The sequence below is a fragment of the Thioalkalivibrio sp. HK1 genome, from assembly GCA_000583135.1.
GTDB lineage: Bacteria > Pseudomonadota > Gammaproteobacteria > HK1 > HK1 > HK1.
In genome coordinates, this window is record JFBG01000007.1 from 65,971 (window position 1) to 84,271 (window position 18,301).

Annotated in this window: 16 protein-coding genes; 6 read left to right on the forward strand and 10 right to left on the reverse strand. The window is 59.4% G+C overall.

The features are described from left to right. Positions 1–30: 30 nt before the first annotated feature. Positions 31–525, forward strand: a complete 495-nt coding sequence (locus tag BF99_RS0102135) for a GNAT family N-acetyltransferase (RefSeq protein WP_025769571.1) — start codon at positions 31–33, stop codon at positions 523–525. Between the two features lie 37 nt (positions 526–562). On the opposite strand, the gene BF99_RS22750 is transcribed toward BF99_RS0102135, so the two are convergent. The 8 genes from BF99_RS22750 to BF99_RS0102195 all read right to left on the reverse strand — a co-directional run bounded on the left by BF99_RS22750 (position 563) and on the right by BF99_RS0102195 (position 7,715). Next, complete coding sequence (locus BF99_RS22750) at positions 563–718, reverse strand: hypothetical protein (protein WP_156013124.1); 156 nt, start codon at positions 716–718, stop codon at positions 563–565. Between the two features lie 50 nt (positions 719–768). Beyond that, positions 769–1,524, reverse strand: a complete 756-nt coding sequence (locus tag BF99_RS0102145; protein WP_038096980.1) for a DsbC family protein — start codon at positions 1,522–1,524, stop codon at positions 769–771. A 282-nt stretch (positions 1,525–1,806) separates the two neighbouring features. Further along, the gene (gene xerD, locus BF99_RS0102155; protein WP_051482741.1) at positions 1,807–2,739 is read right to left on the reverse strand and encodes a site-specific tyrosine recombinase XerD; all 933 of its coding nucleotides are present in this window, start codon (positions 2,737–2,739) and stop codon (positions 1,807–1,809) included. Between the two features lie 233 nt (positions 2,740–2,972). Continuing rightward, positions 2,973–3,317 carry a 50S ribosomal protein L19 gene (gene rplS / locus BF99_RS0102165; RefSeq protein ID WP_025769574.1) on the reverse strand — a complete coding sequence of 115 codons (345 nt, stop codon included), beginning with the start codon at positions 3,315–3,317 and terminating at the stop codon, positions 2,973–2,975. Positions 3,318–3,362: 45 nt separating this feature from the next. Beyond that, complete coding sequence (gene trmD, locus BF99_RS0102170; protein ID WP_038096942.1) at positions 3,363–4,139, reverse strand: tRNA (guanosine(37)-N1)-methyltransferase TrmD; 777 nt, start codon at positions 4,137–4,139, stop codon at positions 3,363–3,365. 139 nt (positions 4,140–4,278) lie between these two features. Beyond that, positions 4,279–4,818, reverse strand: coding sequence for a ribosome maturation factor RimM (rimM, locus tag BF99_RS0102180; RefSeq protein ID WP_025769576.1), 540 nt, complete (start codon positions 4,816–4,818; stop codon positions 4,279–4,281). A 23-nt stretch (positions 4,819–4,841) separates the two neighbouring features. Further along, a complete protein-coding gene (gene rpsP, locus BF99_RS0102185; RefSeq protein ID WP_025769577.1) occupies positions 4,842–5,135 on the reverse strand; it encodes a 30S ribosomal protein S16 in 294 nt (97 codons plus the stop codon). Positions 5,136–5,411: 276 nt separating this feature from the next. Further along, positions 5,412–7,715 (reverse strand): NADP-dependent malic enzyme, encoded by a 2,304-nt coding sequence (locus BF99_RS0102195; protein WP_025769578.1) that lies wholly within the window; start codon positions 7,713–7,715, stop codon positions 5,412–5,414. 427 nt (positions 7,716–8,142) lie between these two features. On the opposite strand from BF99_RS0102195, the gene BF99_RS0102205 reads away from it, so the two are divergent. Both BF99_RS0102205 and BF99_RS0102210 read left to right on the forward strand, forming a co-directional pair. Beyond that, on the forward strand, positions 8,143–8,895 hold the full coding sequence (locus BF99_RS0102205; protein WP_156013126.1) for a VWA domain-containing protein: 753 nt from the start codon (positions 8,143–8,145) through the stop codon (positions 8,893–8,895). Between the two features lie 4 nt (positions 8,896–8,899). Then, positions 8,900–9,652: a hypothetical protein gene (locus BF99_RS0102210; RefSeq protein WP_025769581.1), complete on the forward strand. Its 753-nt coding sequence runs from the start codon at positions 8,900–8,902 to the stop codon at positions 9,650–9,652. A gap of 167 nt (positions 9,653–9,819) precedes the next feature. Here BF99_RS0102210 and BF99_RS0102220 read toward each other — a convergent pair whose 3' ends face one another. Then, positions 9,820–10,551, reverse strand: coding sequence for a sulfite exporter TauE/SafE family protein (locus tag BF99_RS0102220; protein WP_025769582.1), 732 nt, complete (start codon positions 10,549–10,551; stop codon positions 9,820–9,822). A 464-nt stretch (positions 10,552–11,015) separates the two neighbouring features. Between BF99_RS0102220 and BF99_RS21735 the strand changes: the two genes are divergently transcribed. Further along, positions 11,016–11,585 carry a c-type cytochrome gene (locus BF99_RS21735; RefSeq protein WP_025769585.1) on the forward strand — a complete coding sequence of 190 codons (570 nt, stop codon included), beginning with the start codon at positions 11,016–11,018 and terminating at the stop codon, positions 11,583–11,585. Positions 11,586–11,881: 296 nt separating this feature from the next. Here the strand turns inward: BF99_RS21735 and uvrD are convergent, their stop codons facing one another. After that, complete coding sequence (uvrD, locus tag BF99_RS0102250) at positions 11,882–14,176, reverse strand: DNA helicase II (RefSeq protein ID WP_025769586.1); 2,295 nt, start codon at positions 14,174–14,176, stop codon at positions 11,882–11,884. Positions 14,177–14,595: 419 nt separating this feature from the next. Here uvrD and pmbA point away from each other — a divergent pair, with 419 nt between their 5' ends. Further along, positions 14,596–15,984, forward strand: coding sequence for a metalloprotease PmbA (gene pmbA, locus BF99_RS0102260; RefSeq protein WP_231471282.1), 1,389 nt, complete (start codon positions 14,596–14,598; stop codon positions 15,982–15,984). 25 nt (positions 15,985–16,009) lie between these two features. Beyond that, the gene (locus BF99_RS0102265) at positions 16,010–18,208 is read left to right on the forward strand and encodes an anthranilate synthase component I (protein ID WP_025769589.1); all 2,199 of its coding nucleotides are present in this window, start codon (positions 16,010–16,012) and stop codon (positions 18,206–18,208) included. Positions 18,209–18,301: the final 93 nt, after the last annotated feature.

Below are 18,301 nucleotides of genomic sequence, written 5' to 3' on the forward strand. Positions count from 1 at the left end.
ACATTCGCAACCCTTGGATAGCTCGATCCGATGAATATACGCAAAGCGACGATATCCGACATAGCGGCGATCGATCGCATGCTCATGCGCTCGTACTCGCTATTGCTCGCTCCCGACTATGCACCCGATCTGTTGAGCGATGCCCTACCGGTGCTGGCTTGCGCCGAGAAAGGATTGATCGAGGACGAGCGCTATTTCGTTGCGGAAATCGACGGGGCGATTGTCGGGAGCGGAGGCTGGTCCCATCGACAACTCGTCACCGGGAAGGATCTACCCGGCATCGCCCATCTGCGAAGATTCGGCACCGACCCCGATATGGTCCGCCGCGGCATCGGCCGCGCTCTGATCGACCGTATCGCCCTCGATGCGAAAAAAGCGGATCGAAGCGAAATTCACTGCACCGCAACCCTGACCGCCATTCCTTTTTACAAGGCGCAAGGGTTTGGCGTTCTGTATCGAAACAGCGTGGAACTCAAACCCGGTCTGCACTTTCCGACCGCGGAGATGAGCCGAGCCCGGCAATGAATCGATCTTTGATCGACCCCGGCCGCGGGCCAAACACTCAATAAAGCCCGAAGGCCGCGGCGATCAACATATAGGCGGCAAGAAGGCAAAAGACCAAAAAGACCTGCGAAAGGGCGCGATTTCGCTTCCTGAGCTCGAATGAGAGCCAGCCCGATATGACGATGATCGCCGCCAGAATGTAGACGACTCGCATGAGTGGTAAGGGCTCTTGCTATCTCGATGATCGGGATCGCCGACCATCGCCTAGCTCTTACCGATTTCTTTCAGTTTTGCAATGAGATCTTCGGGCGGCATGAAGCCCGGGATCAAATCCCCGCTTTCCAATACCAACGCCGGAGTGCCTCTGATACCGATACTGCGCGCCACTTCGTAGTGCTCTCGAACATTGCGATGACCCGCCTCGCAGGGTTTCGAATCGAGCACCTTGCCCATCTTCGAATCGCCGATCGCGACCTGCGGATTGTCGGCACACCATGCCATCACCGCTTTCATATACGAGTTCGAGCCGATACCCGCTCGCGGAAAGGCGGTATAGCGAATCTCGATCCCGTTCCGGTTGTAGTCGGCCATCCGCTCATGTAGCCGAACGCAATAAGGACAATCGATGTCGGTGAAGACGGTTACGACATGCTCGGGCTTGGCGGTCGGGGTAAAAACGATCATGCCGTCTTCATCGAGAGCCGCCATCGCCTTGGAGCGCTCCCCTCGCCGTGCGATATCGGCAAGATTCATCCCGGTTTGCATATCGCGCATATCACCGGTGAACATATATCGGCCGTTCTCGGCGAGATAGAAAACCTCGACACCGAAACGCACCTGATAAAGCCCGTCGACCGGAGTGGGGGAGACTTCATCGGGTACCTTTTCCGGTACCAAGACAGCCAACCGATCCTTGATCCCCGGAGGAATACTCCCCTGCTGGGCATGAGCCGGTAGTTGGGCGAGGGCGAAGGCAAGGGCCGTGGATACGAAAAAGAGAAATCTCGCAAAGGTACGCATGGCGGTGGCTCCCATGGCAGGAACTTGAATCAAGGATGGTAAAGGGGGTATGATAAGACATTCGCAAAAACCTGCACTATTTCCTTCGCTTCGCTCCCCCTCTTGAAACGCCTTCTTATCGCAACGGCGATCCGGCGAGCGAAAACACCGCATAAGGTCGAGCGGTTTTTTGCCGGCGCCCTTTGCGCCGCCGATCCCTCGTGCATCCGCCTCGCTTGGCCCCTCGCATCGTCGCAAAGCGATGGCAACGAAAGGTGTATCGAGCCTCCGACTTTCGATCCTTCAACCTCGAGGATGATGTTCGAGATGCAGATTTTTCAGGCGCTCTCGAGCGACGTGGGTGTAGATCTGAGTGGTCGATATATCCCGATGCCCCAACAACATCTGCACCACCCGCAGATCCACTCCGTGATTCAAAAGATGGGTGGCAAAAGCATGGCGCAAGGTATGGGGGGAAATGGGATCGGTGATACCCGCTTTCAGCGCATAACGACGGATCATCTGCCAAAAAGCCTGACGGCTCATCGGCTTGCCCAAAGCGGTGGGGAAGAGGGCTTGGGAGGATAGCCCGCCGATGATGCCGGATCGAGCATCGGCGAGGAATCGCTCGATCCATTCGATCGCCGGCTCCCCCAAAGGCGTCAAACGCTCTTTGCCACCTTTGCCCACCACCCGAACCGCTCCTTGGCGTAAGTTCACTTGGGCCAAAGAAAGCCCGACCAACTCCGAAACCCGCAGCCCCGTAGCGTAGAGCACCTCGAGCATCGCGCGATCCCGCAATCCCAAAGGCCTATCGAGATCGGGGGCTTCGAGCAAACGCTCCACTTGGGTCTCGCTCAGGGTCGTCGGCAAGGAGCGCCCCAAACGGGGCGATTCCACCCGATCGCAAGGATTGCCCTCGACCTTTCCTTCTCGTTCGAGATGTCGATAGAAACGCCGCAATGCCGAAAGACGCCTTGCAAGGGTGCGAGGCGGCCAATGCGAATGCTCCGAAATGAACTCGAGAATATCGGCCCGGCGCGCCTTTTCGACCCCCGCCTCGCCTTCCATCTTGGCGAAAAACCATCGACAGAAGTGGACCAGATCGCCGCGGTAGGCGCTCGAAGTGGCGGGGGAAAGACCGCGTTCCAAAAAGCCGGCATCGATGAACCCGTCGATCAATCGGGCATCGGCAGGATGCACATCGCCGGCAACGATCGAACGAGATGGGCTCATCGAAGAAGCAAAAGACTCCTGACCAAGGCTTCGGCAGGATCCGAAATATCCTCGCCGACGACAATGAGCCCCGATCCAAGGCCGAGGCAATCGACCTGCTATCTTGGCAATAGGATGATCGGTGACCTTCTCATGGCTTTCGAACCATGACTTTCAAATCATGGCTTTCAGATCATGGATAAGCGCAAGCGATATTGCATCGAGCGCAAGGCTCTTCAGCCGAGGGAACGATCTCATATCTTTTCCCGGATCCGCGCCGCATTTCCGGAGCGATCCCGCAGGTAATAAAGCTTGGCGCGACGCACCGCACCCCGGCGTTTGACCTTGATATCCTCGATCTGCGGACTATGCGTCTGGAAGACCCGCTCGATCCCCTCACCGTGGGAGATCTTGCGAACGGTGAAGGCGGAATTGAGCCCGCGATTTCGTCGGGCGATCACCACCCCCTCGAAGGACTGCAATCGCTCGCGGGTGCCCTCCCGAACCTTCACTCGGACAACGATCGTATCCCCCACCGAAAACGCCGGCACCTCGGACTTGAGCTGCTCGTTTTCAATATCTTCGATAATTCGATGCATCATGTCTCGTCTCCTTAAAAAACGCTCGGGATTCACATCGCCCCCTTATCCGGGCTTCGTTCCCTTCGATTCGCTATCCTCGGCGGATTCGCCGATATATTCTTTCAAAAGATCCCGCTCGAGCGGCTGCAATCGACGCCGGGCGAGCAAGTCCGGCCGCCTTTGCCACGTACGACCGAGCGATTGCTTGAGTCGCCAACGCGAAACGGCTCCGTGATCCCCGGAAAGCAGCACCCCGGGCACCCTTCGCCCTTCGATCTCCTCCGGGCGAGTGAAGTGGGGGCAGTCCAAGATCCCCTGCGAAAAAGAATCCTCCGCGGCCGACTCCTCGTTCCCCAACACCCCGGGGAGCAACCGGGTCAGCGCATCGATCACGACCATCGCCGCCAGCTCTCCCCCGGAAAGCACATAGTCCCCGAGAGAAATCTCATCGTCGATCTCGGCCTCGATCAGGCGCTCGTCGATTCCCTCGTAGCGCCCGCAAAGCAATAGCAGGTCGGGGCCCTTCGCCAAGCGGACCATGTCCGCATGCTCGATCCGGCGCCCCTGAGGGGAAAGATGGATCGAGCGGGAATCACCCCCTAGCATCCGACGAGCGGCAACGATGGCCGCTCGCAGGGGCTGGTACATCATCACCATCCCCGCTCCGCCGCCATACGGTCGATCATCGGTACGACGATGGGGGTCGAGAGCATAATGGCGCGGGTTCCAGCATCGAAGTTCCAGCAATCCGCGCTCGACCGCCCTCGCCGTCACCCCATGGCGAACGACCGTCTCCACCATCTCCGGGAAGAGCGTTACCACCGCCACCCTCTTCCCCATCGATCTCCGCTCCTTCTTCGAAGCCCTTACCGCTTGCGACCGGCGTCGATGCGAAGGGCTTTTTTCCATCGATATCCCATCGTTCCCATCGACCTCGTAGACAACGAGAGGTGGGGATATTCCACGACGGGGCTATCTTTCAATCATCGAAATGCCAGTCGACGACGATCCTTGCACGGTCGATCTCGACCGAGCGCACCACATCCCCGAAAAGAAAGGGAATCAGGCGGCGCCTTTCGCCGACCACCACCATCACGTCGTTGGCACCGGTTTCCAAGATGCGCTCGACCTCGCCCAAGCGCACCCCTTCATGATCGAATACGGAAAGACCGATCAGATCCGTCCAGTAGAACTCGCCGGCTTCGGGCTCGGGTAAGCGGGATCGATCCGTCGCCAAAGCGCAGCCCCGAAAGGCGCAGGCCGCTTCTCGATCGAGGCAACCATCGAAGCGCACCAGCACTTGGGCGCCTTGCATCTCGAAGTCCGCGACATCGATCTCCGCCCATCGCCCGTCGCGCTCGATCTGCCATGGCCGGTAGTCGAGGATATTGCCCGAAGGATCGGTGGCCGAGTGAATCCTCGTCCACCCTCTTACGCCGAAAGCCCCACCGACTCGTCCCACGATCACCTGAGATGACGAGGGATTCGAGGATTTCTTTTCGCCGTCGCCCTCGTGCATCGCCGCCGAGCGATCCCCTCGTATCAGTCGGCCCGGGTCGGTTCGGAAGTCGACTCGGAAGCCTTCTCGGAGGGCGAATCCGGCAAGCCCTTGATGAGTTTCGATACCGCATCGGTGATGCGCACCCCGCAAGAGGTCCAGTGCGCAATCCGCTCTCGATCGATACGGACGCGCTCTTCCTTCTCATTGGCGATGGGGTTGAAAAAGCCGATGCGCTCGATGAAACGCCCGCCGCGCGCATATCGGCTATCCGCAACGACCACATGATAGAAGGGTCGCTTCTTGGCGCCCGTACGGGCAAGGCGGATGGTCACCATCTTGATTGATCCTGAAGTTATCGATTCGTATCGGGAAGACCGCCTTCGAAGCGAACATCCTTCCCTGCGTATTGCGCCCGCTTGGGTATGGCGATCCGATGATCCCCCAAAAAATCCGCACGACTGAGAATCCGCACGATCGGGCGGCAGGCGCATTTTCAAAACGGGTAATTGTAGCCCCGATCGAGGGGGCGATGCAAGCATGGAGATGAAAATATCGAAAAATCCCGCAAATCTTTGCGATGAATCCACCCCCTTCGATCCCTATCTCGGTCCTTATCGTTGCGATTCGGGAGTCATCGCATCGGCGCGAGCCACGGCCAACGCCGTCATGTTGACGATACCGTGCGCGGTGATGGTGCGGGTAACGACTTGGGCCGAAAGCGCAGCCCCGATCAGAATCGGCCCGATCGCGACCCCGCCGCCGATGACCCGCAGCAGGTTATAGGCGATATTCGCAGCCTCCACATCGGGCATCACCAAAAGGTTGGCCTGACCCTCGAGCCGGCATTCCGGCATCAAGCGGCTGCGGATCGATTCCGATATCGCGGCATCGGCATGCATTTCCCCGTCGACCTCGAGATCGGGAGCGATCCGATGCAAGCGGCGAACCGCCTCGCGCATCCGCAAAGCGGTGGGGGAATCTTGGGTACCGAAACTAGAGCGCGAGAGCAGCGCCACCTTGGGCTCGATCCCGAAACTCCTGACCTCGGCCGCCGCCAGCTGCGTCATTTCCACGAGATGATCGACGCCAGGCTCGGAGGAAATATGGGTATCGCATATAAAAAAAGTGCCGCTATCGAGGATATGGGCGGAAAGCGTGGAGAGTTCGCTCACTCCTTCTCGCACGCCGATCAGCCCGCTGACATGGTGCAGGTGCTCATCGAAGCTGCCGACGGTTCCGCACAGCATGGCATCGGCATCGCCCAGCCTCAATGCGAGGGCGGCGACTGCCGTGCCTTGCGAGCGCACCACGGCTTTGGCCTCCCTCGGGGAGATCCCCCGCCGTCCCATGACTTTGTGATATTCCTCCCAATAGAGGCGATATCGCTCGTCATCTTGGATATTGACGAGATCGAAATCCCGATCCGGCACCATATTCAGCCCCATGGACTCGATCCGAGAGAGAATCACATCCGGGCGTCCGACCAGAATCGGTCTGGCCAATTTCTGGGAGCCGACCTGTTGCGCAGCCTGCAATACCCGCCGATCTTCGCCCTCGCCGTAGACCACGCGTTTGAAGACCTGACGGGCATGCTCGAAAACCGGCTTCATCACCAAGCCGGAGCGGAAAACGAACTCGATCAATCGCTCTTGATAGGCATCGAAATCGTCGATCGGACGCGTCGCCACCCCCGATTCCATCGCCGCTTTCGCCACCGCCGGAGCGAGCTCGAGCAACAATCTGGGATCGAAGGGGCGGGGAATCAATTTCGACGGACCGAAGCGGATCTGCTCGCCCCCGTAGGCGGCGCTCGCCTGGTCCGATACCCCCTGTCGCGCGAGGTTGGCCAAGGCATCCACGCACGCCAGCTTCATCTCCTCGTTGATCGCGCTCGCCCCGCAATCGAGCGCGCCGCGAAAGATGAAGGGAAAACAAAGGACATTGTTGACCTGATTGGGATAATCGGATCGACCGGTGGCGATGATCGCATCGGGGCGGGCTTGCCGGGCGAGCGCAGGGTCGATTTCCGGCTTCGGGTTGGCAAGGGCCAAGATGATCGGCGTTTTCGCCATGCGCCGAACATGATCGGGGGACAGCGTATCGGGTGCGGAAAGGCCGAGAAAAATATCCGCCCCATCGATCACATCGCCCAAGGTGCGCGCCGAGGTATCGATGGCATAGCGCATCTTCCAAGGATCCATCAACGCCTCTCGATCGCGATGGACCACCCCGGCGAGGTCGGTCATGACGATATTCTCGCGCCGCAGGCCCATCTTGGTCAGCAAGTCCAAACAGGCGATGGCCGCCGCCCCCGCCCCCGATGTCACCAACCGCACTTCCTCGGGTGATTTGCCGGCGATATCCAGTGCATTGCGCACCGCGGCTCCCACGATGATGGCGGTTCCGTGCTGATCGTCGTGAAAGACCGGGATCCGCATCCGCTTGCGCAAGGTCGACTCGATTTCGAAGCATTCGGGGGCCTTGATATCTTCGAGGTTGATACCCCCGAAGGTCGGCTCCAAACTAGCCACGATATCGCAAAAACGAGCCGGATCTTGCTCTGCGATCTCGATATCGAAACCATCGATACCGGAGAATTTGCGAAAGAGCACCGCCTTGCCTTCCATCACCGGCTTGGCCGCCAACGGGCCGATCGATCCAAGACCGAGCACCGCGCTTCCGTTGGTGATCACCGCCACCAAGTTCGAGCGAGCGGTCAAGGAGGAAACTTCCGCCGGATCGGCGACGATGGCATTGCAGGCGGCGGCCACCCCCGGGGAGTAGGCGAGCGAGAGATCGTGCTGATTGGCCAAAGGCTTGGTCGCTCCGATCGCCAATTTGCCCGGTACCGGCAGGCGATGATAGGCAAGAGCGTCTTTGAACAGCGGGTCGGAAAATCGATCGGGATCGGTCATGGATATCGAAAAAGCCGAAGGAGGGGATCAAAAAAAGGAGGGTGGATTATGATGGCGATCGCTCCGTGCGGATCGACTTCCAAGGAGATCGACCCTCGGGTTCGCAGATGCCATATTCGGCATAATACACATACCCGCTTGCGATCACGGGTTCAAGATATCGTACATCGTCGCCGCCTCGAAAATGTCGACCGACAGGAGGGATCGATGCTTCGGCGGCGCGCAAGATGTCGATATCGCCCCCGTCTCGGCGATCCGACCGTGGCGCTCCATCGAGATCCTGTTGCGAACGCCCGATCGATCGGGCGTTTTGAAAGCGATCTTCGAACCGACGCTTCGATCCCGATACGAGCGAAATCGCCGCTTCGATCAAGAAGCGGCTTCGTCGATCGAAACTCAACCACCCTTTGATGCGGATCATCCGAAGATGGCCAATCAGCGCACCGATCACCTTCCCTTGTCTTCCAAGGGCTCCAAGGAGATATCCACCTCCGACGAGGTCGACCGCTTCCTTGCGCGGGCCGCCCGCACCCCGCTTTCGACCGAGCGACAGGGCCGGGGAAGACTGCTCTTTGCCATGGATGCCACCGCCAGTCGCGAACGAACTTGGGATCGCGCTTGCCACATCCAAGGCGAGATGTTCACCGTCACCGATGCCATCGGCGGTCTGTCGGTACAACTTTGTCATTATCGCGGATTCCATGAATTCGAAGCCGGGCCTTGGCTTTCGAACGCCAAGGATCTGCTGGCGCGGATGAGCGCCGTGCGCTGCGCCGCCGGCGCCACCCAAATCGAACGGGTGCTGCGTCATGCCGCTTCGCAAGCCGAAAAGGCTCGCATCGATGCCATGGTCTTCGTCGGTGATTGCGTCGAGGAGGATGTCGATCGCCTCTGCGCCGCCGCCGGGGTCTTGCGCTTGCACTCGATCCCGGTCTTCATCTTCCATGAGGGATACGATCCGAGCGCCGAAAGGGCCTTCGGCGAGATCGCCCGACTCACCGGCGGGGCTTGCTGCCGCTTCGATGCCTCCAGCGCAGCGGAACTTCGGGATCTGCTACGCGCGGTGGCCACCTACGCCGCCGGAGGCCGCTTGGCTCTCAAGGCACTGGGCAAGCGCGAGGGCGGGGCCATCCGGCTGCTCGAACACTCCCTGCCCCCGCCGACTCGGACCGGGAGATGAAGGCATGCACCCTTTGCTGCTGCTCGCCGCTCTGGTCGCGATCCTCATTCTGATCAGTTGGTATAAACGCGCCCCCGAAGCCAGTCGCCGACGATTTCGCAATCGAGGTCTTCTGATCGGGGGCGGGGCCTTGCTTCTCTTCGCCCTTCTCACGGGTCGATTGCATCCGCTTTTCGCGGCCTTGGGCGCCGTCGTCCCCTTGGCTTGGCGGGCCATCGGCCTGTTCCAGACCTTTCAGAACCTGCGTTCCTTCACCCGACAAATGCATGCCGGGGCATCCCCCGGTCATACCCCCGGCCAACACTCGGAAGTGACCACCGCTTTTTTGCACATGCGGCTCGATCATGACACGGGGGCGATGGAAGGCAGCGTGCTCAAAGGGCGCTTCGAGGGATGCGATCTGGGCGATCTCGATCTCGAACGACTCCTCGAATTGCTGGCCGAATGCAAGGCGCACGATCGACGATCCGCCGCCTTGATCGAGGCTTGGCTGGATCGCGGCTTCGAGGGCTGGCGCGACCATGACGCTTGTGCCTCGGCGGGGGATGGCCGACAAGCCAAGGGAAGCGCCGGGCTCGATGACGCCGAGGCGCGGGCGATCTTGGGAGTCGGGCCCGATGCCACGAAAGAGGAGATCGTCAATGCCCACCGGAGCCTGATGCAGCGGATGCACCCGGATCGAGGAGGCACCGACTATCTCGCATCGAGGCTCAATGCGGCGCGGGATCGATTGCTCGCCTCGCTCGATGGATCTTGAAAAAACCGAAAACGCCGATCCCGATCGATCCCGTCGGGCTTGGCTTGGATCTCGACCATCCTCGACGGGGCACCTTGTGGGGTGGATGGCAAACGACCCTTCGACAAAACTTTTGCCGACTCGCAAGCACACCCTCGGGTAAGGGGATCGGCACCAAAGGCTCTTTGCTAAAACACCGAAAGCTTGATCCCCACTCCCGCCAATCCCGCCATCAACCACTTGCGAAAGATCGGCGGACTCATGCAAGAGCGAATTCGGGCACCGATGACCATGCCCGCCACGGCGGGGATCACCGCCGCCGCCGAAAGAAGACCGGCATCCGGCCGATAGGCATCGTGCCCTATCAGAATCGCCGCCAAAGCGATCGTCGATAGGCTGAAAGCGATACCCATCATCTGCACCAATTCATCGCGCTCCATCCCCAAAGCCTCGAGGTACATGACGAGGGGGATCACGAAAGTGCCGGTAAATCCGGTGATCAGTCCGTTCAAAAAACCGACGAGCGGCGTTGCAATCCCCTCCATCCGTGCCGGAACGGACCATCTCACGGAAAAAACCCCCAAGCCTGCATAGACGATCAGCACCACCCCCAAAAACCGATCCATCGACTGCGGGGCTTCGAGAAAGATATGACGGTAGCCGATCCATATCGCAACCGGAATCAACATCAGCGCAGGCCAAAAACGGATCGAAAGGGCGAGCGCTCGCCCGCCGATCGACGCCTGCCAAAGATTGGTGAGCAACGATGGGATCACCAACAAGGGGATGGCCTCCTCGATCCCGAAGCGGGCGCTGAGCAGCGCTAACGATACCGTCGGCAACCCCAATCCGACGATCCCCTTGACGCCCCCGGCGAAGAGGAAGACGAGCAGCACGATGATCGCATCAAAGGGATCCATCCGCCTTCCTTGCCCGAGGCGCATCCGACGAGCGAAGCGATATCCCCAAACCCTCGATCTCGCCTTTCGAGCCCCGACGATATCGGGGTCTGAAAGCCCAAGATCCCGTCTCGGGCGACGATGGGGACTGCGCCCGAAAACACGGCGTAGACCGAGCATCGATGGCTTCGGGCGATGCGCCCCGAAACGACATCATGTCATCGAATCCTTCCATAAAAAACCACCCATGACCTGCCCCCCTTATCGCTCGAAAAAGGCAATCGCCATCCCCATATCCAAGATAAGCGGGGGCCGAGAATATATAATCGTCAAGGAGCGGCAATCGGTGGCTTCCACGGTCGATCGCTTCTCGGTCCTTCAAAGCCCGACCTTCGAAGGGCGAGAGTGCATGACACCTGTGCGTCAAGGGATTTTTCAACACCCTTTTTTCGTGAATCGACAAGCAATCATCCGAGGAGATTTCAGTGAGCAAGGCTGATGATGTTTTTTGGCGGCAGTTCGGGATGATAGTGGTTCTTCTGACGATTTTCGGCTTCGCCATGTATTTCCTTGCAAAGGCGATCGGCAGCGAAGCCTACGCAAGGATGCAGCACGATCCCGATGCGATCGCCCAACGAATCGCTCCCGTCGGCAATGCTCGCATCGGCGACCCCGAGGCTCGATTGGCGGCCGCAACCCCCCAAAGCGCACAAGCCTTGCAAGACCAAAGCGACTCCCTCGATGCTTCCGCCTCGCAAACGGACGCAAGCGGCGAGAACGTGACCATGGCCGCCGCCGATGCCGCCGGCGAGGAGATCTACAAAAGCGCTTGTTTCGCCTGCCATTTGAGCGGAGCGGGAGGAGCGCCGAAACTCGAAGACAAGAGCGCATGGGAAACGAGGGCCGCCCAAGGCTTCGATACCCTCTTGCAATCGGTGATCAACGGCAAAGGAGCGATGCCCCCGAAGGGTGGATTCATGCACCTGACGGATGACGATCTGCGAGCCGCCATCCACTATATGCTCGATCAAGCGGGCGTATCGGCCGACGGATAAAACGCATCGGTCGGATCCCCCTCGACAAGGCATCGACCGCCGATCCCGACCCCGACAATCCCCGGGGTCGGTATTTTTTTGCAACCCGCAAGCCTCCCGCTCATCGGTCGGCGACATCATCAAGGGATAGGGACCGATACCTCGGGATATCGAAAGTGCATCCTGTCTATCGAGCTATCATGCTATCGAAGGCGATACGAAGCGATGACAAGCCCGATCGGCCAATGAAGAGGGCGGCAACGATCCCGATGCCGAAAATGCCCGAATCGAAAATGGTATGAACACGCCTTCGGCCATCATGCTATCGGCGATAGCTTCGCATAGGCGATGACGAGCCACTTACTGCCGGCCCTTTCGAATCTGACCTGCACCCGCCCGTGCTCGTCCTGGCCTTCGAAGTGCAAGACCGTCCCCTCTCCGAATTTCGGATGGGAGACGCGCTGCCCCAAACGCAGCCCTCCCATCTCGGTGGTCGTCGCCTGCGCCGCCGACATCATCCGATTGGGAGCGTTGCCGAAAGCGCTCCTTCGGCCTTGATTGGCGTATCCGAAAGAGTCCGAGCTCGAGGCACGAAGCGGTCGGCTGATAGTGCCCCCCATCTTCTCGCGGTGCACCCGATTTGAGGGGATCTCATTCAAAAATCGAGAAGGGACGCTCTCGTTGCTGCTCGTCCCGTGCAAACGCCGGGTCTCGGCGTATGACATGTGGAGTTTTCGCTTGGCCCGGGTCATGCCCACATAACAAAGCCGCCTTTCCTCCTCGAGCTTGTCGGGATCCTCCATGCTGAGATTATGAGGAAAGAGCCCCTCCTCCATCCCGCATAGAAAGACGACCGGAAATTCCAAACCCTTGGCGGCATGCAAGGTCATCAGCTGCACCCTTCCCGTTCGCTCTTGCACCGCCTGCTCGTCGTCCTCCTGATCCCCGGCATCGAGAGAAGCCCGATCCAGGAACTGGCTCAAATCGTCCTGCAAGGGCTCCCCTTCGTCATCCTCGCTCGCTTCTTCGGCGACGAACTCCTCGGCGGCCGATAGCAGCTCTTCGAGATTGCTGATTTTGGTATCCAAAGGATCCTTGTTCTTCTTTGCATAGTGTTCGCGCAGATCGCTGCGATCGATGGCGATCTGTACCCGGTCTTTGAGCGATAGCCCGACGAATTCATCGGCGATGGAATCGATCAGATCGAGGAAAGCGCGCAGGGATTCACGCGCCCGGGCCGTCAGCGTCGATCGCTGGATCATCGACCGCGCCGTCACCCATAGCGATTGTCCTTGGGCCACCGATCCCTCGTGTAAAAGGCCGATGGTGCGATCCCCGATCCCCCGAGGCGGAAAGTTGACGACGCGGGCAAAGGCGACATCATCGTCTCGATTCAACGCCAAGCGGCAATAAGCCAGCGCATTCTTGATCTCCCCTCGGGCATAAAAACGCAGCCCCCCGTAGACCCGAAAGGGGATGCGGCTTGCGCTCAGACACGATTCCAAAATGCGCGACTGGGCGCTGACCCGATATAAAACCGCGAAATCATCGTATCTTCCGCTCGCCGGAAAAAGCCGCTCGATCCCCTCGACGATGATATCCGCCTCGTCCCTTTCGTTGTAGGCGGCGTAGATCGAAACCGGCTCTCCGCTTTCATCCGCGGTCCATAGATTTTTTCCCAAACGCCCTCGATTGTGATCGATCAAGCCATTGGCGGCGGCGAGGATATTCCCGGTCGAACGATAATTCTGCTCCAAGCGGATCGTCGTCACATTCGAGAAATCCCGATCGAATTTCCGGATATTGTCGATTCGGGCACCGCGCCATCCGTAGATGGACTGATCGTCATCGCCGACACAATACAACTGGCTATGGTCGCCGCCGGCCAGAAGGCGCAACCATCGATATTGCATCTCATTGGTATCTTGAAATTCGTCGACCAATAGATGAACGAAGCGCTCTTGATAAGCGGACAGGATCTCTCGCCTTTTATCGAGCAACTCGTTGCAGCGAAGCAAGAGCTCGGCGAAATCCACCAACCCCGAGCGCTCGCAAGACTTCTCGTAGAGATCATAGATCTGCGCCTTGCGATCGAGCAGGGCTTCGTCCTCGTGATCCGCGAAATGATCCTTCGCCCTCGCCGCCCGAACCCCTTGATCCTTCCAATCGTTGATGAATGCCTGCACCCGACGCGGCGCCCATCTTTTGGGATCGAGGCCGAGTTCGTCGAGCACTTGCCGGATCAGGCGGTGTTGATCGTCGTTGTCGATGATTTGAAACTCTTGCGGCAATCCGGCCTCGAGCGGATTCCTGCGCAACATCCGATGGGCCAATCCGTGAAAGGTGCCCATCCACATCGCACCGCTCGGTCGATGCGTGATCGCCTCGATACGAGAGCGCATCTCCTTCGCCGCCTTGTTGGTGAAGGTGACCGCCAAAAGATTGTGCAATCCGAGATCCGGATGCTCGCTCAACAACCATGCGATACGGTGCACCAATACCCTCGTCTTGCCGCTGCCGGCACCGGCGAGGACCAGATAATTCCCGAAAGGGGCGATCACCGCCTCTCGCTGCTTGTCGTTGAGACCGTCGGTCAGGCTTGTCGTATCCATCTCGCTATCGAAATCGAGGCTTTGGAATCCAAGGCCGAATGAAGGGAGAGATCGGGTGCGAAGATCCCCGATCCCCTGCAAAAAAACGCATATCGAAGGCACAAAAGGGTGAATTTACCACCGACCCTTCGCCGCCGACAAATCGAATGGATCAAAGCCATCTATGGGGTGCAAAAAAGCGGCGCCGGAGGCGATGGATTTTTCCGTCGATTCGATCGATGGCCGGAAGCGATGGTCGGATCGATGGTTCGAAGGCAAATATCGAGATTCCACGAGCGCCTCATCACCGGCATCGCTCTCGCACCGATGCTCGATGCGCATCCGAAGACAAGGGCTAAGATACACTTGCCACTTTATGCGATGATCCTGCGCCCGATCGCTTGAGCGATGCGATGGCGAACCATGAACGAGGGCTCTCGATGCCGAATGAAAACCGCATGGTGTCAAAGGGCGATGGCCGCGCGCTTTTAGTCGAAGACGACGAATCCCCGGACATGGACGCCCTGTCAGAAACCGCCGCCATGGCCCTCGAAGTGGCCAAGGAACTCGGGGCGAGCGCCGCCGAGACGAGTATCCGCTGCGGAGACGGGCTCCATATTCAGGTTCGTATGGGAGAGGTCGAGACCATCGAGCATACCCAAGGCAACGACCTCGGGATCACCGTCTATTTCGGACATAGCACGGGCTCGGCCGGCAGCACCGATTTCGGCCCGAAGGCTCTGCGCGAGACCGTGGAAGCGGCCTGCCGAATCGCCCGTCATACCACCGCCGACGAATACTCGGGACTCGCCGATGCCGATTTGATGGCGGTCGATCCCCCGGATCTCGATCTCATGCATCCTTGGCCCATCGAGATGGAAGAGGCGATCGAGATCGCCCTCCAAGCCGAAGACGCCGCCCGACAATGCGACGAGCGGATCACCAACTCCGAAGGCGCGGTGATCTCCCGGCACCGCAGCACCATCGTCTACGGAAATTCGCATGGCTTTTTGGAGGGCTTCTCTCGCAGCAGCCACGGTATCGGCTGCACCGTCATCGCTCAAAATGATTCCGGTATGCAGCGCGATCACTGGTACTCGTCGGCCCGCAATCCGAAATGGCTCGAAGACCCTTCGATCATCGGTCGCACCGCGGCGCAGCGGACCTTGCGCCGTCTCGACGCCCGCAAGATATCGACCCGCAACGCCCCGGTGCTCTTCGAAGCCCAAGTCGCACGCCGATTGATCGGCCAGTTGGTCGAGGCCGTCAGCGGATCGAACTTGCACCGCAATGCCAGCTTTCTATCGGGAGCCTTGGACAAGCAAGTGATGGCCTCCCATCTGCACCTTTACGAACGGCCCCATCTGCCGGGGGGGAATGCCAGCGCGGCCTTCGATAACGAAGGGGTTGCCACCGATGATCGCGATCTGGTTCGAAACGGGGTGCTTTGCGGCTATGTGCTCGATAGTTATTCGGCGCGCAAACTCGGCACCGTCACCACCGGAAATGCGGGCGGGATACATAATCTCACGGTCGAGGCGGGGACGAAATCCTTCGACGACCTCGTGGCGGAAATGGGCGAGGGGCTGATCGTTACCGAAATGATCGGGCACGGCGCCAATATCGTCACCGGAGATCTTTCGGTCGGAGCGGTGGGATTATGGGTCGAAAACCAAGCCATCGCCTTTCCCGTCGAAGAAATCACCATCGCCGGGAATCTATCGGATATCTTCTTGGGGATCTGCGAGATCGGCAACGACATCGATTCGAAAGGGGCGATCCGAACGGGTTCGATCCTGACCGATCGCATCACGATCGCCGGGAACTGAAAAAAAGCGAGCGAGCCCTTTCGATATGAACGAGAGCGAGACGAAGCGCTATAAAAGCCAAGGTGGAATCACGATCACGCGAACCCTTCGCATCGTCAAAAACAGCGAGCGAGCCATCGAACGCCTCGCCAAGGCATTGGATGAGCGAAAAGGGGCGCTCCTGACCTCTTCTTTCGAATATCCGGGACGCTATACGCGCTGGGATATCGGTTTTTGCAACCCCGCCATCGAATTGACCGGCAGCGATCGCTCGTTCACCGTCGATGCTTGCAATCGACGAGGATCGGTTTTGCTTGCATCCATCGAAAATGCGCTCGAAAAAAACCGGGATATCGAACTCGATAACGAAAGCGCCGCCGGCTCTCTTTCCGGCCGGGTGCTCCTTTCGAAAAACGAGGAATTCCCGGAGGAAATGCGCACTCGGCAGCCGACCCTGTTCTCGGTGGTGCGGGCGCTGATCGATCTTTTCAAATCCCCGAAGGATGAACACTTGGGTCTTTACGGTGCCTTCGGCTACGAACTCGCATTCCAGTTCGATCCGGTGCGCATGGCGATCCCCCGTCAAGGGGACGAACGCAATCTGGTGCTTTATCTGCCCGATGACATTCTCGTGGTCGATCACCGCCGCGAACTCGCCGCCCGCTACCTCTACGAATTCGAAGTCGAGGGCAAAAAGACGCAAGGCTTGGCCCGCAGCGGAAAGCGCACCGACTGGCAAAGGGCAAAAAGGGTGCCCTCGGACTGCGACCATGCGCCGGGGGAATATGCCGAGACCGTGCGCAAGGCGATCGAGGCCTTCCGGCAGGGGGATCTCTTCGAGGTGGTTCCGGGCCAGACCTTTTTCCATTCCTGCCCCGCTCCGCCCTCGGAAATCTACCGACGACTGAAAAAGCACAACCCCGCCCCCTACGGGGCGCTGTTCAACTTAGGTCGCAAGGAATATCTCGTTTCCGCCTCGCCGGAGATGTATGTACGAGTCGAAGGGCGCCGGATCGAAACCTGCCCGATCTCGGGCACCATCGCCCGGGGGAAAACCCCCTTGGCCGATGCCCGTCAAATCCGCACCTTGCTCAACTCCGAAAAGGAGGAATCCGAGCTCACGATGTGCACCGATGTCGATCGCAACGATAAATCCCGGGTCTGCGAGGCCGGTAGCATTCAGGTGATCGGACGGCGGCAAATCGAGCTCTATTCCCGGTTGATCCACACCGTCGATCATGTCGAGGGGCGCTTGCGAGAGGGATACGATGCTCTCGATGGCTTCCTCGCCCACACTTGGGCGGTTACCGTCACCGGCGCCCCGAAGCGGCATGCCATTCAATTCATCGAAGATCACGAACGCTCCCCCCGACGCTGGTACGGAGGGGCGATCGGCTTCATCGGTTTCAACGGGAACATGAATACCGGCCTCACCTTGCGCACCATCCGCATCATCGAGGGGGTGGCCGAAGTGCGAGCGGGGGCCACCTTGCTCTACGGCTCCGACCCGGAAACCGAGGAGGCCGAAACCCGACTGAAAGCCTCGGCACTGATCCATGCCATCGGACACGAGGATCGCAAGGAATCCTCTTCGGGTACCCAAGGACGAATCGCTGCCGGCGACGAACGACCGGGAGAGGGGCGCCGAGTGTTGATGATCGATCACGAGGATTCCTTCGTCCATACCCTGGCCGGATATCTAAGACGCACCGGGGCCGAGGTCATCACCTATCGGGCGAGCGCCGACGGCTTTCCGAGATCGAAGATCGAGCGCGAACGAGCGGATTTGATCCTGCTCTCGCCGGGACCCGGTCGACCGCAAGACTTCGGGCTGAAACAAACGATCGGGGCCGCCTGCGAGATGCGAACTCCCGTCTTCGGGGTTTGTTTGGGCTTGCAAGGAATCGTCGAATACTGCGGCGGAAAACTCGGCTTGCTGCCGGAGCCGATGCACGGCAAGGCCTCGATGGTCCGTGTACGAAAACCGGGCCGACTCTTCGAGGGATTGCCCGAACGCTTCGAAGGCGGCCGCTACCACTCTCTTTATGCGGATCGGAAGCGCTTCCCAACTGATTTATCGATCACCGCCGAAAGCGACGAGGGTCTGGTGATGGCGATCGAGCACAAGGCTTTGCCCATCGCCGCGGTGCAGTTTCATCCGGAGTCGATCCTCACCCTTGCCGACGATGCCGGCTTCCGGCTGATCATGAATGTCGTTCGCAATCTGCGGGCATCGACGAGCTGATCGACGATCCGATCGGCGATCAGCTCGAACAAGCGATCCGACTTCGATACTCGAAGAAGGCGAGTATCGGGGACCGATAACGATCGAGGACTT